A 25,403-nucleotide genomic window follows, 5' to 3' on the forward strand; every position below is an offset into this window, starting at 1 on the left:
TCCGCCGGCCTACGACCTGGCCAACCTCTTTCCCAGCAGGATCAGTTTCAAGATGGGCGGGCTGATCACGGCGATCATTGCCTTCTTCATCGGCGCGCTGTGGGTCTCGGTGATCAGCCAGATCGGCGTGCCCGGCTTCGTCAATGCCCTCGGCGCCATCATCGCCCCCTTCTACGGCATCATCGTGGTCGACTATTACCTGGTGAGGCATCAGCAGCTGGATATCCAGCAGATGTTCTCCTCGGCCCCCGACAGTGCCTATTACTACGTCAAGGGCTGGAACCACAAGGCCCTGATGGCGTTCGGGGGGGCCGCGCTGTTCTCGATCTCCTCGGTGTGGGTCCCGGCCCTGGCGGCGCTGAACGGCTATGCCTGGCTGATCGGCGCCGGGCTCGGCGGCCTGTTCTACTACTTCCTGATGCGCAACCACAAGGTCATGATTGCCCCGACCCGGCCGTAAGCGCGCTCCTGCCCCTTGGCCGCGACACCCCCGAGCCGGCTGGCCCGGGGGTGTCGCCCGGGAAGCGGACGGAAACGGCTACGGTTCCAGTGAGTTCAGTACCCGCAGGGCACAGCACGCATGCAGTCCCAGCAGGACGACGGTGGTCGGCAGGTACACGAACAGCCAACCCGCATACTCCTGCCGGTAGAGAATGATCGACGGAAACACCACCACCAGCAGATAGAAGACGCCCCAGAAGCCATGGGCCGCGTGGGCGTGGTAGCGCCGGAACCAGTCCGGCCAGCCGCCGGCGATATGGAACAACTCGCCTCGATCACCGGCGGCACGGTTGAGGACCCGCTCCAGCGCTTGCATGCGCTGCAGATGGAAGAAGAAGATCGACTGCTTGAGCAGGTCGAAGAACATCACCAGCACGATCACCAGCAGCAGGACGAGGAAGCCGACCGGGGTCACCGGCTGCTGAAGCTGGGCATCCAGTTCGAACAGGCGCGCCAGGGGATCCCACGCCAACAGGGCCCCGATGGAGCCGAACAGGCGGATATCCCCCAGCGAACGGTGGATATAGTCGTTGCAGACCTCACTGAGCCGCACGTACTCCTCATAGACCCGGCCCAGGGTGATCTCTTCCGGTGCGTCATCTGGCGGTAGGGGCACGGCAGTACCCCCCCGAGAGGCTCGACCAATGATCTCAGTATGGCGTGGCCGGGAGGGCTTGCCAGCGCCGCGCCCTCAGGCGCCGAAGATGCTTGTGCAGACCGGGCGCCTCTTCCTCTTCCTCGACGCTCGAGAGCGACGCCTCGCTGGCCTTGAAGTGGCGGTGCACGCAAGCGGCGCCGACTGGCCAGCAGTCAGTGCAGTCGGAATCAGCCGTTGCGGAGCGGCGACAGGTTCAGAACGGCTGCCTGTATACAGTAAATTAGGCAATATACGACATATGCCATGCAGAGAAGCACCCACTTATTGTATACTTAAATGAGCTGCGACAACAATCAACAACATGTCACACCTCATTGTTTATAAAAGGCTTTTTGTCGACATGGTAGAAACAAAACCTTGCAAGCATGAATCCCATTGTCTATCCTGTACACGTATCAAAAGATCATTGTTCACAAAACAAAGGATCAAGAGATCGCCACCGATGTCTTCGCCAGCTCCCTTCTCCTATACGGCAGACTGCCTGACCAGGCTGGCAGGGAGACACCATGGCATGGAGTTCTCCTCACCGTGACCACGGCGAGTGTCCCGCGTGCGGCACGTCATCCGTCACCGCCGGATATTCCAATGAGATCATCGGATCCTCGAGAGAAGCAGAGGTAATCATGATGGATAGCCCGAGTCGAACCTGTTTAATGCCAACAAGCATCCATGAAAGTAAACTCGCAGACTGCCCCCCATAATAGCCCTCATCGAGCAGCAACTGGCTGCATAGAATCGGCTAAATCAAAAAAGCGAAAAATCGCCAAGATTGGTTTCGTCAAACATGACGGAGGCACCTTCTGCTGGGCGACACTGGGAACCAACAAGCACAACAGGAGCTTCACACTCTCGACATCCATCGCTTAGAGGCACAGCCAACTTTTCATGAGTCACTTTCACTTTGGCGACCATAGTCAGCCAAGGTTTATTTGGTGTGCCCGTAATATAAACGAAATTCCCAACCCCCTTCTGGCACCATTCAACGCGTAGAACTGGCCCTATCAAACACCAAGATTTTCAACCTATATTCTAAAAACAATCAGACAACCACCACCCCCCATACCCTGGCCATCAACACTCGACGACAGCAAAGAGGAAGAGTAAGCAAAACAATAAACTGCAACCCGAAAAAGACAAAAGAGTCAAGGAGAAAAAATGAACAAAATCAACAAGTATCTGGTACTACCCATAATCACCAGCAGCACATTATTTACAACGGTTCAGGCCAACACCATTACATGGTCTGACACCTCTGACATCTACTCCATGGACCCACACGGACAGGCTATCAGTCCGACCCTAGCATTCCTGCATCATATCTACGAACCTCTAGTTCGATACAACAAGGAACTTGAGATCGAACCCTCTCTGGCGACAGACTGGGAGGTGGTTCGCCCGGACCTGTGGCGTTTCACATTGCGCGAAGGTGTCACCTACCACAATGGAAATAGCTTTGATGCCGACGATGTCGTTGCATCACTCAAGCGAGCCATCCACCCAGACTCTCCCTTAAGAGGCAACCTTCCCGCCGTCTCCGATGTCAGGAAGGTAAACAGCCACACTGTTGAAATTGAGCTGAATGGCAGCTACCCCCTTCTGCTGAACGACTTGACCAATGTCTACATTCTCGACAAGGACTGGATGACCGAGCATGGAGCCCTTGACCCCGTAGACCCGACCAAGGGGGACAGGAGCTACAGTACGACAAACACCAACGGCACCGGCCCCTTCGTTCTCGAGTCACGTAGACCGGATGCGGAAACCATACTCACCATCAATGAGGACTGGTGGGACGATGCTCAGCATAACCTGACCCGAATCGAGTTCACCCCCATCTCGTCAGATGCAACACGCGTTTCAGCTTTGCTTTCTGGGCAGATCGACATGATGCTGAGTGTTCCACTCCAGGATGTCTCGAGACTGGAGAGCTCCCAAGGTTATCAAGTTCATGAGATTGCCGGACTCCGCACCATCATGCTGGCTCTCAATCAATCGGCGGATAGGCTTGGCCAGAATGGCCTGGACAGTAACCCCCTACAAGACCTGAGAGTCCGCAAGGCGCTCTACCAGGCCATCGACATGGACCTGATTCGTGACAGGCTGATGCGTGGAAAGTCACGTAACACGGCCTTGCCCGTCGCTCCAGCCGTACCGGGCTACGATGCATCACTTGACGAGCGCTTCCCTCATGATCCGGATGCTGCCCAGCAGCTGCTCACTGAAGCCGGCTACCCGGACGGGTTCACTGTCGGACTTGACTGTCCCAATGACCGATACGTGAGGGATGAGGAAATCTGCCAGGCGATAGCCGCCATGTGGGCGAGGGTTGGCGTCAATGCCAGGGTCAATGCACGCAACTCGAGCAACCATTGGCAGGAGGCGCTTAACGGTGGATCTGATATCTGGATGTTTGGCTGGGCGACCCTGCCGATGCTCGACTCCTTCAGCATCCTTTCTCAGGTCATCTCCAGCCCCAACAACAACTACGGCGCCTGGAACCCGGGAAACTATCAGAATGATGAGGTCAACTCCCTCATCGAGAAAATCGCGGTCGCCCAGGATGAAGAAGAGCGACTTGCGATGATTGCCAGAGCGTTCGAGCTTTCCAAGGCCGATATACCGTTGATTCCTCTCCATCAGCAACCGCTGATCTGGGCCACCAAGGACAATATCAATGTACCGCAGACGCCGGACAACAAGGTCAGGCTCTGGTACGCAACCGTCGAGTGATCTTCGGGTATTCGTCAATGAGTGGTAGCCATTGCTGGCTGCCACCACTCAGACTCTGACCTGGCAACGGTAAAGGGCATAACAATGATTGCATTTCTAATACGCCGACTCCTGCAAGGATCGATGGTAATGTTAGCCGTCGCCTTTATTGCCTTTTCGATGTTCAGCTTCGTTGGTGACCCCGTCACCAACATGCTCCCCCAGGATGCGACCCTGGAACAGCGCACAGCACTTCAGGAGCGACTCGGCCTGAATGAATCGCTACCCGTACAGTTCGGGAAATTCGTCACGAATGCGGTCCAGGGAAACTTCGGCATTTCCTATCGTAACCAGAGGCTAGTATCGGACCTCATCGCCGAGCGGTTTCCCGCCACGATGGAGCTGGTGTTTGCTGCAGTGGTCATGTCGCTTGTCATCGGCATCCCAATGGGGGTCTATACGGCTCTCAAACGAGATAGCTGGCTTAGCCATCTGTTACAAGCACTCTCCTTGACGGGTATATCCGTGCCTACCTTCGTGACCGGCATCCTGCTGATTCTGGTGTTTTCGGTATGGCTGAACTGGCTTCCCTCCTTTGGACGCGGGGAAGTGGTAGAGCTTGGCTGGTGGAGTACTGGCCTGTTGACGGTCAGTGGTATCAAGGCAATGATCATGCCGGTCATCACACTATCACTCTTCCAGATAACATTGATCATGCGCCTAGTGAGAGCCGAAATGCTGGAGGTGCTAAAGACCGACTATATCCGCTTTGCCAGAGCACGCGGATTGACAAATCGTGTCGTCAATTTCAGCCATGCGCTGAGAAACACCCTGATGCCTGTCATCACCATTACCGGGTTGCAGATCGGTGCCTTGATCGCCTTTGCCATCATCACCGAGACCGTCTTTCAGTGGCCGGGGATGGGGCTGCTTTTCATGCAGGCCGTCAGCTTCGTCGATATCCCCGTCATGTCTGCCTACCTGGTCATGGTTTCGCTGATTTTTGTGGTGATCAATACCATCGTCGACATGCTGTATTTCGTGGTTGACCCGCGACTCCGTGTCGATACAGGACAGAACAAGGCTGGCGCCTGAGGAGCTTATCCATGAATTCCGAAACGCAAAGACTCAACAGCGGCTGGCACCGGTTCATCGATAGCGACCTGCTCTATAGCTTTCGCCGCTCACCCGTCACTATCGTCGCCTCCGTCGTGGTATTTACCCTGATCCTTGCCGCGCTCCTGGCCCCTTGGATCGCACCACACGACCCCTTCGACGTCAGCACCTTGAGCCTACTCAACAGCGAGCTTCCGCCGGCATGGGTCGAGGGAGGGGATGCGACCTTCCTGCTCGGTACCGATGGACAGGGCCGAGATGTACTGTCGGCAATGCTCTACGGTGCACGTATCTCCATCCTGGTGGGCCTGTCGAGCGTGGCCTTCGCCATGGTACTGGGCGTGTGCCTTGGTCTGCTGGCCGCCTATGTCGGGGGAGCGGTCGATGCCACGATCATGCGTATTGCCGACATCATGATCAGCTTCCCTCCGATCCTGGTGGCATTGCTGATCAACGGTGTCGCCAGAGGGATCCTGCCTCCGGAAATGCAGCATGATGCCGTCATCTTCGTGCTCATCCTCGCCATCGGGCTGACCACCTGGGTTCAGTATGCACGTACCGTACGTGGCTCCACCATGGTCGAGAAGAATCGCGAATATGTGCTTGCCGCCCGGGTCATCGGCCTGCGCTCCCGCACGATCATGGCCAAGCACATCCTGCCCAATGTCATCGGTCCCATCCTGGTGGTGGCCACCGTCAATCTCGCGATTGCCATCCTCATCGAGGCGGCCTTGTCATTCCTGGGTGTCGGCATGCCCCCCACCGAGCCATCTCTCGGCACCCTGATCCGGATCGGCAACGAGTTCCTGTTCTCCGGTGTCTGGTGGGTGGTCATTTTCCCCTCCATCGTGCTGGTACTGCTCGTCCTGTCGGTGAACCTGCTGGGCGACTGGCTGCGCGATGCGCTCAACCCCAAACTTCGCTGAGGGTAACGTTCATGACTGCACAAGAGGCAACCCCCCCGGTCCTGGATATCCGTGATCTACACATCGAGTTCGATACGCGACGCGGGGTTCTGAAAGCCATTGATGGCGTCTCCATGCAGATAGCGCCGGGAGAAATCCTCGGTGTCGTGGGCGAATCGGGAGCCGGCAAGTCATTGACCGGAACCGCGATCACGGGCCTGCTGGAGAAGCCTGGGCGCATCAGCACCGGAGAGATCCGGCTGGAAGGCAAGCGCATCGACAACCTCTCTCAGGAGCAGATGCGACGTCTGCGTGGCAGGGAGATCGGCGCGATATTCCAGGACCCGCTGACCAGCCTTAACCCCTTGTATACCATCGGGCACCAGCTCGTGGAGACGATTCGCACCCACCTGCCCATGAGTATGAAGGAAGCGCGTCAGCACGCCATACGCATGCTGGAAGAAGTCGGGCTTCCCGCCCCCGAGACGCGGATCGACCAGTATCCCCATCAGTTCTCTGGCGGCATGCGGCAGCGCGTGGTCATCGCCCTGGCCCTGTGCGTGGAACCGAGGCTGGTCATCGCCGACGAGCCGACCACGGCGCTGGATGTGTCGGTCCAGGCCCAGATCATTGCGGTACTCAAGCGACTCTGCAGAGAGAAAGGCACGGCGGTCATGCTGGTGACGCATGACATGGGCGTGATCGCCGAGGCAGCCGACCGCGTCGCCGTGATGTATGCCGGCCGCCTGGTGGAAGTCGGCCCCGTGGCCGATGTCGTCAAGCAGGCCAAGCACCCTTATACGCGGGGGTTGATGAACTCCATTCCCACCATCCTCAACGATGTCGATCGGCTGGAGCAGATCGAGGGCTCCATGCCAAGACTGGCGGCCATCCCGGACGGATGCGCCTTCAATCCACGCTGCCCCCATGTCCTCTCACGCTGCAGGACCGAGCGCCCGGACCTGATCGCCGTGGAGAACAGTGAAGCCGCCTGCTGGCTCGTCGAAAACCCGGTGATCCACGAGCGACACACGCCGGCCACCCCAACCACCGGCCCCGTGGCCGATCACTGCCGAGGAGCCAACGCATGAACATGACGCAGGAAATCTACAGGGCCACGGGAACGCAGACTGACTCCCTGGAGGACGCATCCAGCAGGTCGACACAGGCTCCCATCTTCCGTATTACCGACCTGAAGCGACATTTCGATGTGTCCCCTCCCCTGCTCAACCGACTGCTCGAGCGCAAGGAAAGACAGGTGGTCAAGGCAGTGGACGGTGTCAGCTTCGATATCTATCGCGGCGAGACCTTCAGCCTGGTCGGGGAATCCGGTTGCGGCAAGTCCACCATCGCAAAGCTGGTAGTCGGGCTGAATGAAACCACCGAGGGCAGTATCGAGTTCGAGGGGAAGGATATCGCGACGCATAGCCGCCAGGACATGGATGCCGTCCGCCATCGCCTTCAGATGATCTTTCAGGATCCTTATGCCAGCCTCAATCCTCGGTGGCGGGTTCGGGATATCATCGCCGAGCCGCTCCACGTCTTCGGCCTGCTCGATGGCAAGAAGGTCATCGACGAGCGTGTGACGGCACTCCTGGAATGCGTGGGACTCAATTCCCAGGATGGGGAAAAGTATCCCCACGAATTCTCCGGTGGCCAGCGCCAGCGCATCTCCATCGCAAGGGCCCTCGCCAGCAATCCGGAGTTCATCGTCTGTGACGAGCCCACATCGGCGCTCGATGTTTCCGTGCAGGCCCAGATCCTCAACCTGATGAAGGACCTGCAGCGCGAATTTTCGCTAACATACCTGTTCATCAGCCATGACCTGTCGGTGGTCTACCACATCTCCGATCGGATCGGCGTCATGTACCTGGGGCGGCTGGTGGAAGTCGGCACCAAGCATGAGCTCTTTCGACGCCCCCAACATCCTTACACCCGCATGCTGCTCGACTCCATTCCCGACCTGGAGATGACCGGGCGCGCCCGCACCCCGGTCGGCGGCGAGGTGCCGAGCCCGCTCGCTCCCCCGAGCGGCTGCGCCTTTCATCCCCGCTGTCCCCACGCCAACGAGCGCTGCAAACGGGAACAGCCCAGTCCGATCCACAATGTCGCGCACGGCTTCGTCGCCTGTCATGCCGTTGAGGAAGGCCGACTCATCACCAAGGCCTGAGACAGCCACCTCGAGACAACTCAAGGAATCCCAATGGAATTCGACTTCAGCCAATTGAGCAAGAAGGAGCGCTACAAGCTCCTGGTCAGCTTCGTCGTCCCCAGGCCCATCGCCCTGGTGACCACCACCGATCGAGCAGGCATCTCGAATGCCGGCCCGATGAGCTTCTTCAACGTCTTCGGCGACGACCCCCCGATCCTGATCCTGGGTATCCAGCACCGTCCGGACGGGCGCTACAAGGACACCACCCGGAACATCCACGACACTGGTGAGTTCGTGGTCAACCTGGTCAATGAGCACATCGCTCACCCGATGATCACCACCTCCCTGGACTTTCCTCCCGAGGAGAACGAGGTGTCCGCCGCGGGCTTGACCCTGACACCCAGCCGCACACTGTGTACCGGCCGCATCCTCGAAGCGCCGGTGGCAATGGAGTGTCGCAAGACCGAATCGCTGGAATACCCCAATCGCTCGGTGATCGTCGGCGAGGTGCTGCACATGCACGTCCAGGATGAGTATATCGACCCCCAGACCCTCAGGGTTCGTCCCGAGGCCTATCATCCTCTGGCCCGACTCCACGCCGACGCCTACCTGCTTGCCCAGGCCCAGTTCGAGTTGCCACGCCCGAGCCTCGAGGCATTTCTGGCCTCCCGCGAGCGGGAAGCCTGCGAAGACACGCTGTCCGTGGACGACGGCATCAACTGATTGGCAGGGAGACGGTCATGGCTGAATCATTACTGTTGCAGAACGTACGCCCGCTCGAGGGTGATCGCGTCGACGTCCTGGTGATCGATGGCGTGGTGAAACAGGTCGGCGCCGGCCTCGAGGCACCGGGCAGCAGGGTCGTCGATGGATGCAATGGCATTTTGTTGCCCGGTCTGGTGGATGCCCACACCCACCTGGACAAGACCCACTGGGGGCAGGCGTGGCATCGACACAGCGCCGGCCCCACGATCCAGGAGCGCATCGAGGATGAACGCCACGTCAGGAAGGCCCTCGGCTACTCACCGGAAGAGCAGTCGACGAATCAGGTGCGTCAAGCTATCGCCATGGGCACGACCCATATCCGGACCCATGTCGATATCGACACCGAGATCGGCCTGGCCAATCTCGAGGGGGTGCTGGCCACCCGGGATCGCTTCCAGGAAGCGATCAGCCTGCAGGTCGTGGCCTTCCCCCAGAGCGGCCTACTGGTCCGTCCTGGGACCGAGGCCCTCATGGCCGAGGCGATCAGGATGGGAGCCGACCTCGTCGGTGGCATCGACCCGTCCAGCATGGACCGCGATCCGGTACGCCATCTGGACACCATCTTCGCCATCGCCGACCGGGCCGGCGTGGGCATCGATATCCACCTCCATGAACCCGGCATGCTCGGCGCCTTCGCCCTGGAACTCATTGCCGAACGCACGACGGCACTGGGCATGCAGGGCAGGGTCACCGTGAGCCATGCCTTCTGCCTGGGCATGGTGGATGAGGCCTACCTCGAGCGCCTCACCAGATTGTTGATCGATAACCGCATCGCCATCATGACCCATGGCCCCGGCGACATCGTCTTCCCCCCGGTACGGCGCCTGCACGAGGCCGGAGTCACGCTGTGCTGTGGCTCCGACGGGATCCGTGACTCCTGGGGCCCCTACGGCAACGCCGACATGCTCGAGCGCGCCATGCTGCTGGCCTTCCGCAGCGGTTTTCGCCGGGATGAAGATCTGGAGCTGGTACTGGATATCGTCACCCGCGGTGGCGCGCACGTGATGGGGCTCGCGGATTACGGCATTGCCCCGGGCTGCCGGGCCGACTTCACTATCGTGGCCGGCGAGACACGGGTCGAGGCGATCATGAATCGCACATCACGCATCGCCGTGGTCAAGGGCGGCCGTCTGGTCGCCACCGATGGCGAATGCCTTGTCTGAACAAAGGAGACCGCGATGACGAGGACGATGATCACCGGCCGCTACGTCATTGGCTTCGACGGTACCGGCCATGAAATTCTCCACAACGGCGAGGTCGTCTACGAGAACGACACCATCGTTCATGTCGGCTTCGGCTATGAGGGGCCTCTCGACTACCGCATCGATGCCGGTAATGCCGTGGTTGGTCCGGGCTTCATCGACCTCGATGCCCTGGCGGACCTGGACTCGACCATTCTGGGCTTCGATAACGCCCCGGGGTGGCGTCACGGTCGAGTCTGGGCGAGCACCTACGTCGAACGAGGGCCCCGCGACGCTTACACGCCGGAAGAGGAGGATGCCAAGAAGCGCTATGCCTTCGCCCAGCTCCTCCTCAATGGCATCACCACGGCGCTGCCCATCACGTCACTGCTGTATCGGGAATGGGGGGAAACCTACGAGGAATTCGCCCGTGCCGCGGCCATCGGTGCCGACTATGGTCTGCGCCTTTACCTGGGGCCGGCCTACCGTACCGGCGCCTCCATGATTCACCCGGAAGGGCATTTCGATATTCACTGGGATGAACCGCGCGGCATGCGAGGCCTCGAGGAAGCCATCGAGTTCGTCAAGGACTACGATGGGAGAGCCAACGGCCTGATCCGCGGGATGCTGGCCCCCGACCGCATCGAGTGCTGTACTCAGGAGCTTCTCGAACGCACAGCCGATGCAGCGAGCGCCCTCGACTGCCCCGTGCGCCTCCACTGTTGTCAATCCCCCCTGGAAGTCGAGACCGTGGAGGCGCGCTTCGGCCAGTCCTCGATCGAACTGCTGGATCACAGCGGATTCCTCGATCACCGTGTCCTGCTGCCTCACGGTATCTACCTGGGGGGACGACACCCTACGGAAGGTTCGGTGGAGCGAGACCTAGGTATGCTCCAGAGCAGTAAAGCGTCACTCGTGCACTGTCCACTGGTCAGTGCACGAATGGGGCGCGTTATGAACTCGTTCGCCAAGATGCAACGTTACGGCATCAATGTCGGCATGGGCACGGATACGTATCCTCCCGATATCGTCACGAACATGCATGCCGGTATCATGATCACTCGGCTTCTGGAAGGGGATGAAACGGCCTGTTCGGCAGCCGACTACTACAACGCCGCCACGTTGGGTGGAGCGAATGCTCTGAATCGTCCTGATTTGGGAAGACTTGCACCGGGAGCCAAAGCCGATATCACAGTCTTCGATCTGAGTGGATTCCATCTCGGGCAACTAATTGACCCTATTCAGACTATGGTGATGAGTGGTTCTGGACAAGACTTTACACTAGTAATAGTAAATGGAAAGACTGTTATGAAAGAGCGACAGATCGAAGGTATAGACCTTAAAGATCTTGCAAGTGAGGCACAACAACAATTTGATCGACTGAGAAGCTCCTACCCAGAGCGTACTCACCTCCACCCCCCAGAGGACGAAATATTCCGAAGTTCATTCCCATCAATCAAGAAAGGTATATAATTGTAGACTCCCGGATAAATAATCCACGAGAGATCACCTCTAACGACATATTGGCTAGATGTAGGATCCCGGATGATCAGTTGAACATCCGGGACATGTTCTCCGCCGACCCCGACGGGGCCTACCACTACGTGAAGGGCTGGAACCAGCGGGCGATCGGCGCCTTCGTCCTCACCGCGCTGTACTCGATTTCCTCGGTCGGGGGTCCGGCACTGGAGGCGCTCGGCGGCTACGCCTGGCTGATCGGCGCCGACCGGGGCGAGCTCTTCTACTACTATCTGCTGATGCGTGGCCACGGCACCGCGACGCAAGGCGCTCGCTTAGCGGAATGAGGCCAGCCGGTTTGCGCAAGGCGCGCAAGGCCGAGCCAACTGAATCATGACGTGAGCCGCCGGCCATGAAATTGAAATTTCAGGGCCGGCGCTTCTGTGTTAGGTTGAGAAAACGAAGGGCGTGATGCCGTCTCCCACGGTACTCGCATGACGCGCCATAACGCCTCGCTGCCAAGAGGACAGATGATGAACGGCAAGGCACCGAACACCCCGGAGAGACCTCGCTCCCTCGAGGCCAGGATCCAGGAACACCTCTCCGAGCTGCCCTCCAGCGAACGCAAGCTGGCCGAGCTGATCCTCGACTTCCCGGGGGAGCTATCGGCCTATAACGCCACGGAACTGGCCAAGCTAGCAGGAGTGTCCAAGGCCGCCGCATCGCGGCTCTTCAAGCGGTTAGGCTTTGCCAACTTCGAGGAGGCTCGCCGCCTGGTCCGCGACATCAAGCAGTGGGGCTCACCGATCTATCTGCATGAGCGTCAACAGGACTCGTCCCCGCTGCCCTCGGAAAGCCAGTCGTTCCTGAGCGATCATGTCGCGGCCCTGACGCGGACCTTCGAGCAACTGGATGAAGAGGACATCGAGGCCGCCCTGCACCGCATCGTCGAGGCGCGCCGCATCTGGCTGGTCGGCTTTCGAAACAGCTATTTCATGGCCGCCTATGCACGCTGGCAGTTCATTCAGTTCCGGCGGCAGGTCCACCTGCTTCCCCATGCCGGGGAAACGTTCGGCGAGCATGTCACGGAGTTCGGAGAAGATGATCTCCTGATCGCGGTGGGCATGCGTCGCCGTGTCCCGGAGCTGGCACGCGTCATGCACGCCGCCCATGAGCGCGGGGTGCCCGTGCTCTATCTGACGGACTCCCTGTCCAGCGACAAGAAACCCGTCGCCACCTGGACGCTGAGCTGCGACATCTCGAGCAGCTTCCTCTTCCATACCTATGTCGGCCCCATGGGGCTTATCCACTACCTCAGCGTCCAGGCGGTGCGACTGGCCGGCAAGTCGGGCCGCGTTCGCCTGGAGGACATCGAGATCGCCCACGAGCAGGTCCGTGACTTCGACTGACAGCCACTCTCCCTAGGCACGCCTTGCGTCGCGGACCGCGAGCACGATGCCCAGGATCACCAGGGGGGCGGCGACCAGCGTCCAGGGGCCCGGCAGTTCACCGAGAAAGACGACCGAGAGCGCGGCGCTGAGGAACGGCACCAGGTAATAGACGTATCCGGCCTGGGCGGCACCGATCAGAGCCACGGCCCGGTTCCAGCAGACGAACGCCACCAACGACGCCGCGATGCCCGCATACCCGATGAGAAAGAGGTTCTGGCCACTCCATTCCGGCATGCCCACGACGGCGACTCGCCAAGCGAACAGCGGGAGCAGCAGCAAGGTTCCCATCAGGAAGGAACTCCCGATCAGTACCATGAAGGGCAGCCTGCCGAGTAACCGCCGAAACATCACCGTGTAGATCGCGAAACAACTGGCCGCCAGGGTCATCCAACCCAGCCCACGTCCCATGTCCACGGTCAGATCGGCGGAGCCACCATCCCGGGCAGACAACAGGATGCCGCCCGCCGCCAGCAGCATGCCCAGAATACCCATCCAAGACACCCGCTCCCCGAGGAGAATCACCGACAGCAAGAGAATGAGGATCGGTGCGGCGGCGTTCACCAGGGACATATGGGTGGCGCCGATATGGTTGCCGGCAATATAGACGCTTGTGTTGAAGGCGGTGATGCCGAAGAAGGAGGCCACCACGATCCCTTTCCAGCTCACTGCCAGAGCCCGCCGAGCCGCAAGCAAACGGTTCGCCATGAACGGCAACAGCAATGCCGTGGCCAGGCTCCAACGCAGGAAGGTGAGAGCGATGGGATCGATGCTGGCCGAAGCGGCCCGAGCGGCAACGAAGTTGCCTGCCCAGATCGTGGTGGCCAGCAGGGCCAGCATGCCTCCCTGCCAGATCCGAGCGCTTCGATTCGACTCATCCTGCATCCTTCCCTCCCACCCGCTGGCCTGGCGTCAGCATTACGAGACCGCTCATCCCTGTCGTCGCGACAAGCGAAGGATCGCCTGATCACTGTTGGATGAGCCCTCTGACCCGGATCGAGGGGGAAGGCCTCGGTGATCCTCTCTCCATCAGCACTACATTTTCAATGCGGCTCATTCAAGAAATTATTGTCTCATTTTCTTTCGTATACCAAGTGGAACTCGAATCAGCGCCATCGTCACATGTTTTAGTATACAAAAAATTATCAATAAGTTAAAGATTTTATATATCAGTTTATTAACCACATTCCGACAACCCTCTCAAGGCAACGCAAGCCTCCTTGGGCCGACCGGATCGGCCCTGAAACATTGGAACCAAATACATTGACAATACGAAATTCATGTTTTAAACCTGAATCTACAACAACAACCAAAAGGTCCCGGCGATCCCGCGTCGTGTCCGAGGAGGAGAAGGTGGAAAAGGTCAGCCTCAAGGCACTGGCAATGAGCCGGTCCCTCAACCGCTGGGTCGAGCGGTTGTGCGTGGCCCTGGTGATCGTGCTGGTTCTCGATGTATGGCTGGGGATCCTGGCCCGTTACGTCCTGCCCTGGAATCTCACCTTCACGGAGGAACTGGCCCGCTACCTGATGATCTGGGTCGCGCTCCTCGCCATCTCGACCGGCATCTGCTATCGGCAGCACGTCGGCGTGCTCATCCTGTTCGACTGTTTCCCGCGCCCGATGCGTAAATTCCTGGCCCTGAGCTTCGACGTGATCGGCTTCGCCTTCTTCGCCTTCATGTTCTTCTATGGCCTCGGCTACGTGGAGCGCGGCTTCTCGCAACTGACCATGATCTTCGGCATGCCCAGGGGCTATCCCTACCTCATCATTCCCGTCGCCTCGGGCCTGGCCTGCCTGCAGTTTGCCCTCGTCGCCGTCTACGACTTCTTCGCCCCCGACCCGCACCCCGCGGCGGAACGAGCCTGAGGTAACGTCATGATCATCGTAGCCATCATCTTCTTCGGACTCCTGATACTCGGCATGCCGGTCGGCATCGTGCTGGGCGTGGCCGGCCTGGTCGGCATCATCGACATGGGCGGCGGCCATTTCCTGGCCATGGTGCCGGACCGCTTCTTCTCGGGGCTCAACCTGTTCCCGTTTCTCGCCATGCCCTTCTTCATCCTCGCCGGCGAGATCATGAATCGCTCCGGGCTGACCCTGAACCTGGTCAATTTCGCCCAGTCCCTGGTGGGCTGGCTGCGCGGCGGCATGGCACACTCGAACATGCTGGCGTCGGTACTCTTCGCCGGCCTCACCGGCTCGGCCACCGCCGATGCCGCGGCCTTCGGCAATACCCTGGTACCGGCCATGAAGAAGGCCGGCTACACCGGCCCCTATGCCTGCGCGGTGACCGCAGCGGGCTCGATCATCGGCCCGATCATCCCGCCTTCCACCCTGGCCATCATCTATGGCTCCCTGATGGGGGTGTCCATCGCAGGACTGTTCGCCGCCGGCATCATCCCGGGCTTGCTGCTGTGCCTGGTATGCATGTGCCTGATCGCCGCCACCGGGCGTCGCCTAGGGCTGCCCAAGTCCGATCAGCGGCCCAGCCTGACCCTCATCCTCAAGGAGTTCCGCGGCAGCCTGCTGGCCCTGATCCTGCCGGTGTTCATCCTCGGTGCCATCCTGACCGGGATCACCACGCCCACCGAGGCCGCGGCCCTGGCCGTACTCTATGCGCTGGTGGTGGGCGGCGTGATCTATCGCAACATCACCTGGAAGGACCTGTACGAGATGCTGGCGCGCACGGCGCTGATCACCGGGGTGATCTTCTTGATCATCGCGTCGGCGACCATTCTCGGCTGGTGGATGACCTTCAACCAGATCCCCCAGCTGATCGCCGCCGGCTTCCTGTCCATTTCGGACAGCCCGGCCGCCATCGTCGCCATGATCATCGCCCTGCTGCTGGTCATCGGCCTGTTCATGGACATCAACGCCGCCCTGATCATCCTGGCGCCCGTGCTCGCCCCCCTGACCCTGACCATCGGCCTCGAGCCAGTGCACGCCGGCATGATCATCATCCTTGCCCTGACCATCTCGCTCATGACACCACCGGTCGGCGCCTGCCTGTTCGTCCTGGCATCGGTCACCGGCGAGCGTATCGAGGAAATCACCAAATCCCTGTGGCCCTTCATCCTCGTCGAGATCGGCGTGCTGCTCGCCGTGGCCTACTGGGAACCGATCGCTTTGACGATACCCCGCCTGTTGGGGCTGGCCAACTAGGGCGCGACGCTGCTACCCCGCCCGCGGACGGGGGATCTCCACCCACCATGCATCGCAACAACAACACCACCGGAGAAGCATCATGAAAGCACGGATTACCACTACCCTCACCGGCCTCGGCCTGGCCCTGGGGATCGCCGGCGCCGCCGCGGCCGCCGAGACCACCATGCGCATCGCCCACGTCAACCCGCCGGAAATCATGGCCAGCAACGCCGGCGCCCTATCGGCGGTGTTCAAGCAACTCGTCGAGACCGCGAGCAACGGCGAGATCGAGGTGACCATCTATCCGGCCGGCCAGCTCGGCAAGGATGCGGAGGCGATCGCCCAGGTGCGCCAAGGCATCATCGAGTCCTCGATTTCCACCGCCGGTGGCGTTGCCGAGCATTACCCGAGGATCGGTGTGTTTGACATCCCCTTCGCCTTTCCCAACATCGGCGTGGCCAACGAGGTCATCTCCCTGGAGAGCGAGTTCGGCCAGATGCTGGCCGAAGATATCAACGAGGAGACCGGGCTGAAGGTGCTCGGTTTGCTGGACAGTGGCGGCTTCTTCCAGTTCACCAACTCCCAGCGTCCCATCACCTCACCCGAGGACATGGACGGACTGCGCATCAGAACGATGACCCTGCCCACCCACGAGGCCCTTATCAATTCAATGGGGTCCCGGGCCACGCCCCTCGCCTGGGCAGAAGTGTATACCGCCCTGCAGACCGGGGTCGCCGATGGGCAGATGAACCCCATCCAGCAGACCGCCTTCGCCAAGTTCGACGAGGTCCAGGACTACTTGACGATCAGCAATCACCTGATCACCCCCTATGTCTGGTTCGTCAACCAGGACTTCTATGACGGCCTGCCCGAAGAGCATCAGCGCATCATCGACTGGGCCTCCAAGGTCGCCGTCGACGCCGGCCGCGCCATGTCCCGGATCATCGAGGCCTCCGACCAGGGCCTGCCCAAGCTGGCCGATTCCATGGAGGTCAACACCATCACGCCGGAACAGCGTGAGGCCTTCGCCGCCTCGGCCCAGCCGGCCGTGCGCCAGGTCATCGAGGAAACATACGGCGAGGAGGGGGTTGCCCTGCTCGAAGCGATGCTCTCCTCCATCGAGGAGGCCCACGCTGCACAGCGCTAATGCCCCCTGTCGCGACGGCGCCAGTCGGCCTCGGCCGGCTGGCGCCGTCGCGTTGCGTTACCGCTTGGGAGGATCAGCCCGAGAAGATATGGTGCAGGTCGGGCGCCTCGTCCTCCTCCTCGACGATCGAGAGCGAGGCCTCGATGGCCTTGAGGTGGCGGCTCATGAAGGCCTGGGCGCGTTCGCCATTGCCGGCTTCCAGGTGGCCGATCAGGTCGTCGTGGTCATGGGATTCGCAGCCCAGGTGGCCGGCGTTGCCGTAGACGGCGAGGATCAGCGAGGAGCGCGAGCAGAGCCGACCGACGAACTCGGCCAGGGTGGCATTGCCCGAAAGCCGGGCCAGGCGCTCGTGGAAGGCGGCGGAGAGCTTGATCGCCGTGCTCTGCTCGCCGGACTTCAGCGCCTCGCGCTCGCGCCGTGCCATATCACGCAGCTCGCGCACGTCGGCCTCGGTGATGCGCCGGGCGACCTCCGGCATCAGGCCGCACTCGATCATCTGGCGGGCGTCGAAGACGTCCTTGGCCTCGTCGGCCGTGGGACGGGTGACACTGGCGCCACGCCGCGGCGTCAGGGTGACCAGTTGTTCCAGGGCCAGGCGCTGGAGGATCTTGCGAATGCCGGTACGGCTGACGCCGAACACCTCCGACAACGCATCCTCGCGCAGGCGAGCCCCCGGCTTGAGCCGGTGCTCGATGATGGCATCGCTGATAGAGCGGTAGATGGCATCATGGCGTTCGGCACCATCACCATTCTTGCCCAGGCGAGTTCCGGCAGGCTTGCGCTCGGCCACGGTCTGGCGCTGGTTCATGAAGCTCTCTCCTTCGACCCCTGACTGCTCTCATTGTATACGCTAAGCGCCCCGATCGACGACTGTCTCGAACACGACGGCCCGCCGTAGCGGCGGGCCGTCGAGAGGCGCATCCATGGCGGTATCAGTCGCTCCAGGCGGCGATGGTCGCACGCTCCTCGTCGGTCATGCCGGTCATGTTGCCCAGCGGCATGTAGCCACTCCCCACCACCTGCTTGATCTGCTCCATCTGACGGTGGACCTGGTCCTCGGTGTCATAGGTGATACCGGCCGGTGCGGAGCCGAAGCCGGGCTGACTGGGTTCCCGGGAGTGACAGGCCACGCAGCGATTCTCGACGATGGCATGCACCTCCTCCAGGCTCGGACCGGCATCGGCGGTGTCGCGCGCCACCGCTGGACCGCTGGCCGGCGCGGCGATCCACAGCGCCACGGCGAGCAACAGCACCCCCGCGGCGGGATAGGCCGGCTGGATCTTTCCCGAGTGCATCAGCACGAAGAACTGGCGGATCAGGGCGCCGGCGAAGATGAACAGCGACATGATCACCCAGGCGTACTCATGGGAGTAGGCGAAGGAATAGTGATTGCTGATCATCAGCAGCACCACCGGCAAGGTGAAGTAGGTGTTGTGAACCGAACGCTGCTTGCCGCGCTTGCCGTCGAGGGGGTTGGGGGTCTCGCCTGCCTTCATCGCCGCCACCATGCGGCGCTGCCCGGGAATGATCCAGAAGAAGACGTTGGCCGACATGGCGGTGGCCATCACCGCACCGGTAAGCAGGAAGGCCGCGCGCCCGGCGAACATCTGGGTGCTCAGGTACGCCACCACCACCATCAGCACGGCGACCCCCAGGCTCAGCAAGCCGTCGCGCTGCATGTCGGGGCTGATGCGCTTGCACAGCTCGTTGTATACGACCCAGCCACCGAGCAGGAACAGTAGCGACAGGACATTGGCCTGCCAGCCGGTCATGCCCGCCGCCCATGCCCAGTCGCTGTCGGGGTTCACCAGATAGAAGCCCGGATTGACCATGTATAGGATGACGAACAGGGCGAAGCCCGACAGCCAGGTGGTGTAGGACTTCCAGAACGACCAGTGCAGATCGTCGGGCAGGGCCTCGGGGCTCGTGGCGTACTTCTGGTTGTGGTAGAAGCCGCCGCCGTGTACGGCCCACATCTCGCCGAACACGCCCTTCTTCCGGCAGCTCTCGTCCTTCGGGGGCTTCAGGCTGTTGTCCAGCATCACGAAGTAGATCGACTCGCCGATCCAGGCGATGGCGGCGATGACATGCAACCACCTCAGCATGAAGTTGGCAAAGTCCAGGATGTACGCTTGCATGAGGGAACCCTCAACTCATTGCATTGTTGTTGGTGACCGACGACCAGTTTTCGGTCCAAGGCTAGCTGCCGCGGTAGGTAGAGTAGCCGTACGGCGACAACAGCAGCGGCACATGGTAGTGCTGGGCGGCGTCGGACACCCCGAAACGCAGCGGGATCACGTCGAGGAAGCGCGGCTCGCTGGCCGTGACGCCCTGGCGACGCAGGTAGTCACCGGCGTGGAACACCAGCTCGTACTCGCCGGCGAGGAAGTCGTCGCCCTCGAGGATCGGGGCATCGCAGCGGCCATCGTCATTGGTGACGACCTCCTTGAGCCGGGTACGGGTTTCCCCCTCCAGGCGGAGGACCTCGATGCGAATGCCCTGGCCGGGGCGGCCCTGGGCGGTATCCAGCACATGGGTGGTCAAGCGTCCCATTTGTCACTCTCCTCTATGATGGTGTGATCGGCCCGATCCATGAGAACAGTTTTAGCTCCAAATGGAGTACATTTCAAAATATTTTTTGTATACAGTTAGAGGTGCGACCATCAAATGAACCGTGACGAGCCCCAGGAGGCCCACCCATGAGCGACAAGATCCTGACACCCCGCCCCAGCCGACTCGGCCTGGACGACTTCGTCAGCCGCTTCGGCGACATCTACGAGCACTCGCCCTGGGTCGCCGAACTGGCCTGGCAACAGGGCCTCGGTGAGGCCCAGGACACCCCCGCAGGCCTGGCCGAGGCCATGGGCCGGGTGCTGCGTGACGCGAGCCCGGAGCGCCAGCTGGAGGTGATTCGCGCCCACCCCGACCTGGCCGGCAAGGCGGCCATCGCCGGCGAGCTGACCGATGACTCCACTCGCGAACAGGCCGGCGCCGGCCTGGATCAGTGTACCCCCGAGGAGATGGCTCGCTTCGAGCGCCTGAACGCGGCCTACAAGGCCCGCTTCGGCTTCCCCTTCGTGATGGCCGTGAAGGGCAACGACCGCCACGCCATCCTGGCGGCCTTCGCGACACGCCTGGAGAACGACCAGGACGAGGAGCGCCGTACGGCCATCGAGCAGATCAACCGGATTGCCCGCTTCCGTCTCGAGGCCAGGGCCGAGGGATGATCGCTACCGGCGGCGCCGGGGGGTGATGTTCGGCATGATCGCCTCGGCGGGCAAGGGAGCAGAGTCCAAGGCCTGAGCCCTGACCGACGCCGCCGGCCCCGCTGGCGGCGCCGGCGTTCGGTGGCACGAGCCACCAGTGCTCCGGCTGCCTACACTAAAGGCAGAGCGAACCACGCAGGAGACTCGCCATGTTCCGTGATCGACTCGATGCCGCCCGGCAACTGGTCGAGCGGCTCGCCCACCTCAGGGGCCGGAATCCGCTGGTGCTGGCGATCCCGCGTGGCGGCGTGCCCATGGGGCGGCAGCTGGCCGATGCCCTGGAGGGCGAACTGGATGTGGTGCTGGTACGCAAGATCGGTGCCCCCGGCAACCCGGAGTTCGCCATCGGCGCGGTCAGCGAGGACGGCAGCGTGCACCTGGGAGAGGTGGCCCGCCATTGCCACGAGGACGTGCTTGCCGCCGAGGTGGAGCGCCAGCGCGAGCTGATCGCCGAGCGCCGCCGCCGTTACACCCCGGTGCGCGCGCCCATCGACCCGACGGGGCGCATCGTGGTGGTGGTCGACGACGGCAGCGCCACTGGCGCCACCATGGCCGCCGCCCTGACCACCCTCCGCCAGCGCGACCCCGCCCGGCTGATCGCCGCCATCGGCTGCGCCCCGCCCGATACCGTGGAGAGACTCGCCGCCCTGGCCGACGAGGTGGTCTGCCTGGACGCCCCTCCGCACTTCCAGGCCGTGGGGCAGTTCTTCGCCGATTTCGGCCAGGTGGAGGATGACGAGGTCATCGCCCTGCTCGGTGGCAGCGGCCAGTGACTGGCACCCTGGCCCCATGACAAGAACGGGCCGCCTCCCCAAAGGGAGGCGGCCCGTTCTTGTCATGGGGCCGCCTGGACGGCCGACGGCGTTACTTGGTGGCGGCCGTGGCCGACTTCACGCTGTCCTCGACCAGCTTCTGGCCCTTCTGCAGGTACTCCTGGCTCAGCGCCACGACCTTCTCGGCATCGCCCTTGAAGCGCTCACCCATGTCCTGGGCGGCCTTCTGCTGGCCTTCCAGGACCTTCTTGAAGCTCTCGGGATCCTTGACGTCCAGCCAGCTGCGGGTCTGGGCCAGGCCCAGGTCCGTGAAGGCACGAACCGCATCGAACTGGGCAGAGAGCAGCTTCTCGCTGTACTCCAGGGTCAGCGAGCCATAGGCACGCGCCGGTTCGACGAACACGCTCTGGAACTGCTCGGTAGCTTTCTCGGTGGTTGCTTTGCTCATGGGGTGACCTCCGTCTGGGTGGCAAGCCAAGGCAGAACGCCTTGCGTTGCATCGCAACATAGCAGGGCTGATTGTGCGCCGCAACACCCTATCACACGGTTCTCCAGGTCCCCGGAAGACAGCGCCAGGCCAGGGGCCGGGCGTCGGTCATGCACGTGCAGGGAAGACGGCGGCTCAGCGCTGCCCGAACAGATACTTGCGGGCCTCTTCGTCCATCTCCACGCCATCGTTCGGGTTGACCTCCTCCACCAGGGAATAGGCGCGCCGCACCGCCGGGCGCTCCTCGATGGCGCGCATCCAGCGCAGCACGTTGGGATACTCCTCGATGTCCTGCCCCTGCTTGTCCCAGGACCTCACCCAGGGGTAGATGGCCATGTCGGCGATCGAGTAGTCGTCACCGCCGACATGCTCGTGGTCGTCCAGCCGCCGATCGAGCACGCTATAGAGTCGCGACGTCTCCCCCACATAGCGCTCGATGGCGTACTCGATCTTCTCGGGCGCGTAGTTGCGGAAGTGATGGCTCTGGCCGGCCATCGGGCCGAGATTGGCCATCTGCCAGTAAAGCCACTGCAGCACCACATAGCGCTCGCGGCCGCCCTGTGGCAGGAAGCTTCCGGTCTTGTCGGCCAGGTACTCGAGGATCGCCCCGCTCTCGAACAGCGCCAGCGGCTGCCCGCCGTCGGCCGGCATGCGGTCGACGATGGCCGGAATCCGGTTGTTGGGCGCAATGGTCAGGAACTCGGGGGTGAACTGCTCGCCCCGGCCGATATTGACCGGGCGAACCTCATAGTCGAGCCCCGTCTCCTCGAGAAAGATCGTGACCTTGTGGCCATTGGGGGTCGTCCAGTAGTAGAGCTCGATCATCGTCCTCTCCTTGCATGCTCCTGCGGTCCCGGCCGATGCAGGGGCGCCTCAGCGGTAGGCGCCCTCGACATCGGTGACTCGCATGGCGCTGCGCCCCAGCCCGCCATGCTGGTCGAGCATGCGTTCGACCCAGGCGTAGACCGGGTCGGCATTGGAGACCAGATCGGCGCTGGAGACACAGCGCGCCCACATGAAGCTGCCGAAAACGAGGTAGTCGGCAGCGGCCGGTGCATCGCCATCAAGATAGTCGGCCTCCGTGAGTTGACCGCGCAACGGCTCCAGGGCGGCATCGAGCTGGGCCAGGCCCTTGGCCGGCGAATGGAACTCCTCGAGGGTGCGGCCGAAGCGCTTCTCGCGAGTCTCGCGGAAGTAGTCGCGGTCGTCGGGATGGATGGCGTTGAGCAGGTCCATGATGATGGTGCGCAGCATCGCCGGCGCCAGGGAGCGCTCGGCGTAGTACTTGAAGAAGCGCGCCCGGGCCTCGGCGATCCCCTCTCCCAGCAGCGGAGCCTCCGGGTAGGCGCGGTCCAGGTAGCGCAGGATCTCGTAGCTCTCGGTCACCACCTCGTCACCATCGACGAGCACCGGCACCTTGTCGTGGCTGGCAAAGGCCAGGGCCTCCTTGTCGGTGAAGTGCCAGGGCCGCGTCTCCACGTCCAGTCCCTTGTGGGCCAGGGCAAACTTGACCCGCCAGCAGTAGGGCGAGAATCGCAGCCCCTCGTCGATACCGCAGAGATCGTAGAGTACCCGTGTCATGCCGACTCCTCGCATCCGATGATGTTCATGGTTCGATAGTGCCAGGCTTTGCCGAGCCCCGCCAACCGGTGACCACACCCGGGTCGCCATACGACACTGGCTTGTCCATTAGTCTAAGCACGGTGCCCCTCCGCAGCCAGAAGCCGCCCTCCCGAGGAGGAAAAAAGGGCTGTATTTTCAAGGGGATTCGTCATCCCCGTCGTGCGCGCCAGCTCACCGATGATTGGTCATACCAATTTTCCACATCTGGCCACCTCGGTCGGATTGCGCGTATCTTGCGACCGCCCGCCGCCCCGACGGCAGCAAACCCGCTCACTCGTTCTTCAAGCGCAAGACCAGACAACAAACCGAGGAAACCAGCCTCATGACTGATACCACTCTTGCCCTACTCGCCTTCGTGCCCCTGGTACTGGCCGGTGTGCTGTTGATTGGCCTGCGCATGGCCGCCAGGACCGCCATGCCGATAGTCTTCGTGGTCACGGCCCTCATCGGCCTGTTCGCCTGGGAGATGACCTTCAACCGGGTGCTCGCCTCGACCTTCCAGGGGCTGATCCTCACCGTCTCGATCCTGTGGATCATCTTCGGCGCCATCCTGCTGCTGAACACCCTGAAGCATTCCGGCGGCATCACCGCGATCCGCAAGGGCTTCTCGGGGATCAGCCCCGACCGCCGTGTCCAGGCGATCATCGTGGCCTGGCTGTTCGGCTGCTTCATCGAGGGGGCCTCCGGTTTCGGCACCCCGGCCGCCGTGGCCGCCCCACTGATGGTCGCGCTCGGCTTTCCCGCCCTGGCCGCCGTGGTGGTGGGCATGATGATCCAGTCCACGCCGGTCTCCTTCGGTGCGGTGGGCACACCGATCGTGGTCGGTGTCTCGGGGGGCATCAACCGTGATGCGATCACCGAGCGCCTGGCCGCCGACGGCGCGACCTGGACCGAGTACTTCCGCCTGATCGCCGGCGAAGTGGCCATCGTCCACGGCATCGTCGGCACCCTGATGCCGCTGATCATGGTGGTGATCATGGTGCGCTTCTTCGGCGCCAACCGCTCCTGGAAGGAGGGGCTCTCCATCACGCCCTTCGCGATCTTCGCCGGTATCTGCTTCGTGGTGCCCTACATGCTGGCTGGTGTGCTGCTGGGTCCGGAATTCCCCTCGATGATCGGTGCCATGGTCGGCCTGGCCATCGTCGTGCCGGCGGCACGCAAGGGCTTCCTGCTGCCCAAGGACACCTGGGACTTCCCCGAGAGTACGTCCTGGCCGGACGAATGGATCGGCAAGCTGGTGATCAAGACCGAGGATGTCGTGGGCAAGACGCCGATCACCACCCTCATGGGCTGGGTTCCCTATGTGCTGCTGGCCATCTTCCTGGTGGCCTCGCGCACCATCGACCCGCTCAAGCAGGCTCTGACCTCCCTGAGCGTCGGCTGGAGCAACATCCTCGGTGAGGCCGGCGTGTCCGGCAGCATCGAGCCGCTCTATCTGCCCGGCGGCATCCTGCTGATGGTGGTGCTGGTCACCGCGGTGCTGCATCGCATGAGTGCCGGTGAGCTCAAGGCCGCCTTCGGCGAGTCCACCCGCACCATCTTCGGCGCCGGCTTCGTGCTGATCTTCACCATCCCCATGGTGCGGATCCTGATCAACTCCGGGGTCAACGCCGCCGACCTGGTCTCCATGCCGGTGGCCATGGCGCAGTTCGTCGCCGACGGCGTGGGCGGGGTCTACCCCTTCTTCGCTCCGGCCGTGGGCGCCCTCGGTGCCTTCATCGCCGGCTCCAACACCGTCTCCAATCTGATGCTGTCGGAGTTCCAGTTCAACGTGGCCGAGGCGCTGGGGGTCTCCACCGCCTTCATGGTCGCCCTGCAGGCCGTGGGGGCCGCGGCGGGCAACATGATCGCCATCCACAATGTGGTCGCCGCCTCGGCCACCGTGGGCCTGCTCGGCCGCGAAGGCATCACCATCCGCAAGACCATCCTGCCGACGCTCTACTACCTGGTGTTCACCGGCCTGATCGCCCTGACCGCCTTCTACCTGCTCGGTATCAGCGACTCGCTGCTGCGTGCCGGGTGATACGTCACCGCGACCCCGCAACGACACCGCCCCCATGGCATGGCCAT

25 protein-coding genes are annotated in these 25,403 nt (G+C 62.1%); 17 read left to right on the forward strand and 8 right to left on the reverse strand.

Annotated features, from left to right (window positions below; all coding sequences use genetic code 11):
- A partial coding sequence (locus CR157_RS04885; RefSeq protein WP_181421963.1) for a cytosine permease occupies positions 1-460 on the forward strand: 460 nt, incomplete at its 5' end.
- A gap of 78 nt (positions 461-538) precedes the next feature.
- On the opposite strand, the gene CR157_RS04890 is transcribed toward CR157_RS04885, so the two are convergent.
- Positions 539-1,117 carry a hypothetical protein gene (locus CR157_RS04890; protein ID WP_110282378.1) on the reverse strand — a complete coding sequence of 193 codons (579 nt, stop codon included), beginning with the start codon at positions 1,115-1,117 and terminating at the stop codon, positions 539-541.
- Between the two features lie 1,197 nt (positions 1,118-2,314).
- Here CR157_RS04890 and CR157_RS04895 point away from each other — a divergent pair.
- The 10 genes from CR157_RS04895 to CR157_RS04940 all read left to right on the forward strand — a co-directional run bounded on the left by CR157_RS04895 (position 2,315) and on the right by CR157_RS04940 (position 12,854).
- A complete protein-coding gene (locus CR157_RS04895) occupies positions 2,315-3,889 on the forward strand; it encodes an ABC transporter substrate-binding protein (protein WP_110282379.1) in 1,575 nt (524 codons plus the stop codon).
- 84 nt (positions 3,890-3,973) lie between these two features.
- Positions 3,974-4,963, forward strand: coding sequence for an ABC transporter permease (locus CR157_RS04900; protein WP_110282380.1), 990 nt, complete (start codon positions 3,974-3,976; stop codon positions 4,961-4,963).
- A gap of 11 nt (positions 4,964-4,974) precedes the next feature.
- Positions 4,975-5,910 (forward strand): ABC transporter permease, encoded by a 936-nt coding sequence (locus CR157_RS04905; protein WP_110282381.1) that lies wholly within the window; start codon positions 4,975-4,977, stop codon positions 5,908-5,910.
- A gap of 11 nt (positions 5,911-5,921) precedes the next feature.
- Positions 5,922-6,980, forward strand: a complete 1,059-nt coding sequence (locus CR157_RS04910; RefSeq protein ID WP_110282382.1) for an ABC transporter ATP-binding protein — start codon at positions 5,922-5,924, stop codon at positions 6,978-6,980.
- Complete coding sequence (locus CR157_RS04915; RefSeq protein ID WP_306766759.1) at positions 6,977-8,059, forward strand: ABC transporter ATP-binding protein; 1,083 nt, start codon at positions 6,977-6,979, stop codon at positions 8,057-8,059. Before CR157_RS04910 ends, CR157_RS04915 begins: the two co-directional genes overlap by 4 nt.
- A 33-nt stretch (positions 8,060-8,092) precedes the next feature.
- The gene (locus tag CR157_RS04920) at positions 8,093-8,764 is read left to right on the forward strand and encodes a flavin reductase family protein (RefSeq protein WP_110282383.1); all 672 of its coding nucleotides are present in this window, start codon (positions 8,093-8,095) and stop codon (positions 8,762-8,764) included.
- A gap of 17 nt (positions 8,765-8,781) precedes the next feature.
- A complete protein-coding gene (locus CR157_RS04925; RefSeq protein WP_110282384.1) occupies positions 8,782-9,969 on the forward strand; it encodes an amidohydrolase family protein in 1,188 nt (395 codons plus the stop codon).
- A gap of 15 nt (positions 9,970-9,984) precedes the next feature.
- Positions 9,985-11,460 carry an amidohydrolase family protein gene (locus CR157_RS04930; RefSeq protein WP_110282385.1) on the forward strand — a complete coding sequence of 492 codons (1,476 nt, stop codon included), beginning with the start codon at positions 9,985-9,987 and terminating at the stop codon, positions 11,458-11,460.
- An 80-nt stretch (positions 11,461-11,540) separates the two neighbouring features.
- Complete coding sequence (locus CR157_RS04935) at positions 11,541-11,792, forward strand: hypothetical protein (protein WP_110282386.1); 252 nt, start codon at positions 11,541-11,543, stop codon at positions 11,790-11,792.
- Between the two features lie 183 nt (positions 11,793-11,975).
- Entirely contained in the window at positions 11,976-12,854 is an 879-nt protein-coding gene (locus CR157_RS04940) for a MurR/RpiR family transcriptional regulator (RefSeq protein WP_181421964.1), read from the forward strand.
- 12 nt (positions 12,855-12,866) lie between these two features.
- Here CR157_RS04940 and CR157_RS04945 read toward each other — a convergent pair whose 3' ends face one another.
- Entirely contained in the window at positions 12,867-13,733 is an 867-nt protein-coding gene (locus tag CR157_RS04945; protein ID WP_181421965.1) for a DMT family transporter, read from the reverse strand.
- Positions 13,734-14,246: 513 nt separating this feature from the next.
- Between CR157_RS04945 and CR157_RS04950 the strand changes: the two genes are divergently transcribed.
- The 3 genes from CR157_RS04950 (at position 14,247) to CR157_RS04960 (ending at position 17,184) form a co-directional block, all read left to right on the forward strand.
- Positions 14,247-14,759 (forward strand): TRAP transporter small permease, encoded by a 513-nt coding sequence (locus tag CR157_RS04950; RefSeq protein WP_219999875.1) that lies wholly within the window; start codon positions 14,247-14,249, stop codon positions 14,757-14,759.
- Between the two features lie 9 nt (positions 14,760-14,768).
- Positions 14,769-16,055, forward strand: coding sequence for a TRAP transporter large permease (locus tag CR157_RS04955; RefSeq protein WP_181421966.1), 1,287 nt, complete (start codon positions 14,769-14,771; stop codon positions 16,053-16,055).
- 82 nt (positions 16,056-16,137) lie between these two features.
- Positions 16,138-17,184 (forward strand): TRAP transporter substrate-binding protein, encoded by a 1,047-nt coding sequence (locus CR157_RS04960; protein WP_110282389.1) that lies wholly within the window; start codon positions 16,138-16,140, stop codon positions 17,182-17,184.
- A gap of 73 nt (positions 17,185-17,257) precedes the next feature.
- On the opposite strand, the gene CR157_RS04965 is transcribed toward CR157_RS04960, so the two are convergent.
- From CR157_RS04965 to uraH, 3 genes are all read right to left on the reverse strand, one after another.
- Positions 17,258-17,992: a GntR family transcriptional regulator gene (locus CR157_RS04965; RefSeq protein WP_110282390.1), complete on the reverse strand. Its 735-nt coding sequence runs from the start codon at positions 17,990-17,992 to the stop codon at positions 17,258-17,260.
- Positions 17,993-18,116: 124 nt separating this feature from the next.
- Entirely contained in the window at positions 18,117-19,322 is a 1,206-nt protein-coding gene (locus tag CR157_RS04970) for a urate hydroxylase PuuD (protein WP_110282391.1), read from the reverse strand.
- Between the two features lie 61 nt (positions 19,323-19,383).
- Positions 19,384-19,737 (reverse strand): hydroxyisourate hydrolase, encoded by a 354-nt coding sequence (uraH, locus tag CR157_RS04975; RefSeq protein ID WP_110282392.1) that lies wholly within the window; start codon positions 19,735-19,737, stop codon positions 19,384-19,386.
- Positions 19,738-19,883: 146 nt separating this feature from the next.
- On the opposite strand from uraH, the gene uraD reads away from it, so the two are divergent.
- Positions 19,884-20,411, forward strand: coding sequence for a 2-oxo-4-hydroxy-4-carboxy-5-ureidoimidazoline decarboxylase (gene uraD, locus CR157_RS04980; protein WP_110282393.1), 528 nt, complete (start codon positions 19,884-19,886; stop codon positions 20,409-20,411).
- 188 nt (positions 20,412-20,599) lie between these two features.
- Positions 20,600-21,223 carry a phosphoribosyltransferase gene (locus CR157_RS04985; protein ID WP_110282394.1) on the forward strand — a complete coding sequence of 208 codons (624 nt, stop codon included), beginning with the start codon at positions 20,600-20,602 and terminating at the stop codon, positions 21,221-21,223.
- Positions 21,224-21,314: 91 nt separating this feature from the next.
- Here CR157_RS04985 and CR157_RS04990 read toward each other — a convergent pair whose 3' ends face one another.
- From CR157_RS04990 to CR157_RS05000, 3 genes are all read right to left on the reverse strand, one after another.
- A complete protein-coding gene (locus CR157_RS04990) occupies positions 21,315-21,671 on the reverse strand; it encodes a phasin family protein (protein WP_110282395.1) in 357 nt (118 codons plus the stop codon).
- A gap of 174 nt (positions 21,672-21,845) precedes the next feature.
- On the reverse strand, positions 21,846-22,535 hold the full coding sequence (locus tag CR157_RS04995; RefSeq protein WP_110282396.1) for a glutathione S-transferase N-terminal domain-containing protein: 690 nt from the start codon (positions 22,533-22,535) through the stop codon (positions 21,846-21,848).
- 48 nt (positions 22,536-22,583) lie between these two features.
- Positions 22,584-23,291, reverse strand: coding sequence for a glutathione S-transferase N-terminal domain-containing protein (locus CR157_RS05000; protein WP_110282397.1), 708 nt, complete (start codon positions 23,289-23,291; stop codon positions 22,584-22,586).
- A gap of 364 nt (positions 23,292-23,655) precedes the next feature.
- Between CR157_RS05000 and CR157_RS05005 the strand changes: the two genes are divergently transcribed.
- Positions 23,656-25,356, forward strand: a complete 1,701-nt coding sequence (locus CR157_RS05005) for an L-lactate permease (RefSeq protein WP_110282398.1) — start codon at positions 23,656-23,658, stop codon at positions 25,354-25,356.
- Positions 25,357-25,403: the final 47 nt, after the last annotated feature.

The organism is Halomonas sp. LBP4 (genome assembly GCF_003202205.1).
GTDB classification, from domain to species: Bacteria; Pseudomonadota; Gammaproteobacteria; order Pseudomonadales; family Halomonadaceae; genus Halomonas; species Halomonas flagellata.

Coding starts and splice junctions, on each gene's coding strand:
- CR157_RS04910 (WP_110282382.1), top strand. CDS start 5,922: ATGACTGCACAAGAGGCAACCCCCCCGGTCCTGGATATCCGTGATCTA.
- CR157_RS04920 (WP_110282383.1), top strand. CDS start 8,093: ATGGAATTCGACTTCAGCCAATTGAGCAAGAAGGAGCGCTACAAGCTC.
- CR157_RS04985 (WP_110282394.1), top strand. CDS start 20,600: ATGTTCCGTGATCGACTCGATGCCGCCCGGCAACTGGTCGAGCGGCTC.
- CR157_RS04905 (WP_110282381.1), top strand. CDS start 4,975: ATGAATTCCGAAACGCAAAGACTCAACAGCGGCTGGCACCGGTTCATC.
- uraH (WP_110282392.1), bottom strand. CDS start 19,737: ATGGGACGCTTGACCACCCATGTGCTGGATACCGCCCAGGGCCGCCCC.
- CR157_RS04930 (WP_110282385.1), top strand. CDS start 9,985: ATGACGAGGACGATGATCACCGGCCGCTACGTCATTGGCTTCGACGGT.
- CR157_RS04995 (WP_110282396.1), bottom strand. CDS start 22,535: ATGATCGAGCTCTACTACTGGACGACCCCCAATGGCCACAAGGTCACG.
- CR157_RS04925 (WP_110282384.1), top strand. CDS start 8,782: ATGGCTGAATCATTACTGTTGCAGAACGTACGCCCGCTCGAGGGTGAT.
- CR157_RS04945 (WP_181421965.1), bottom strand. CDS start 13,733: ATGCTGGCCCTGCTGGCCACCACGATCTGGGCAGGCAACTTCGTTGCC.
- CR157_RS04895 (WP_110282379.1), top strand. CDS start 2,315: ATGAACAAAATCAACAAGTATCTGGTACTACCCATAATCACCAGCAGC.
- CR157_RS04965 (WP_110282390.1), bottom strand. CDS start 17,992: ATGAACCAGCGCCAGACCGTGGCCGAGCGCAAGCCTGCCGGAACTCGC.
- CR157_RS04990 (WP_110282395.1), bottom strand. CDS start 21,671: ATGAGCAAAGCAACCACCGAGAAAGCTACCGAGCAGTTCCAGAGCGTG.
- CR157_RS04940 (WP_181421964.1), top strand. CDS start 11,976: ATGATGAACGGCAAGGCACCGAACACCCCGGAGAGACCTCGCTCCCTC.
- CR157_RS04955 (WP_181421966.1), top strand. CDS start 14,769: ATGATCATCGTAGCCATCATCTTCTTCGGACTCCTGATACTCGGCATG.
- uraD (WP_110282393.1), top strand. CDS start 19,884: ATGAGCGACAAGATCCTGACACCCCGCCCCAGCCGACTCGGCCTGGAC.
- CR157_RS04960 (WP_110282389.1), top strand. CDS start 16,138: ATGAAAGCACGGATTACCACTACCCTCACCGGCCTCGGCCTGGCCCTG.
- CR157_RS05005 (WP_110282398.1), top strand. CDS start 23,656: ATGACTGATACCACTCTTGCCCTACTCGCCTTCGTGCCCCTGGTACTG.
- CR157_RS05000 (WP_110282397.1), bottom strand. CDS start 23,291: ATGACACGGGTACTCTACGATCTCTGCGGTATCGACGAGGGGCTGCGA.
- CR157_RS04970 (WP_110282391.1), bottom strand. CDS start 19,322: ATGCAAGCGTACATCCTGGACTTTGCCAACTTCATGCTGAGGTGGTTG.
- CR157_RS04915 (WP_306766759.1), top strand. CDS start 6,977: ATGAACATGACGCAGGAAATCTACAGGGCCACGGGAACGCAGACTGAC.
- CR157_RS04900 (WP_110282380.1), top strand. CDS start 3,974: ATGATTGCATTTCTAATACGCCGACTCCTGCAAGGATCGATGGTAATG.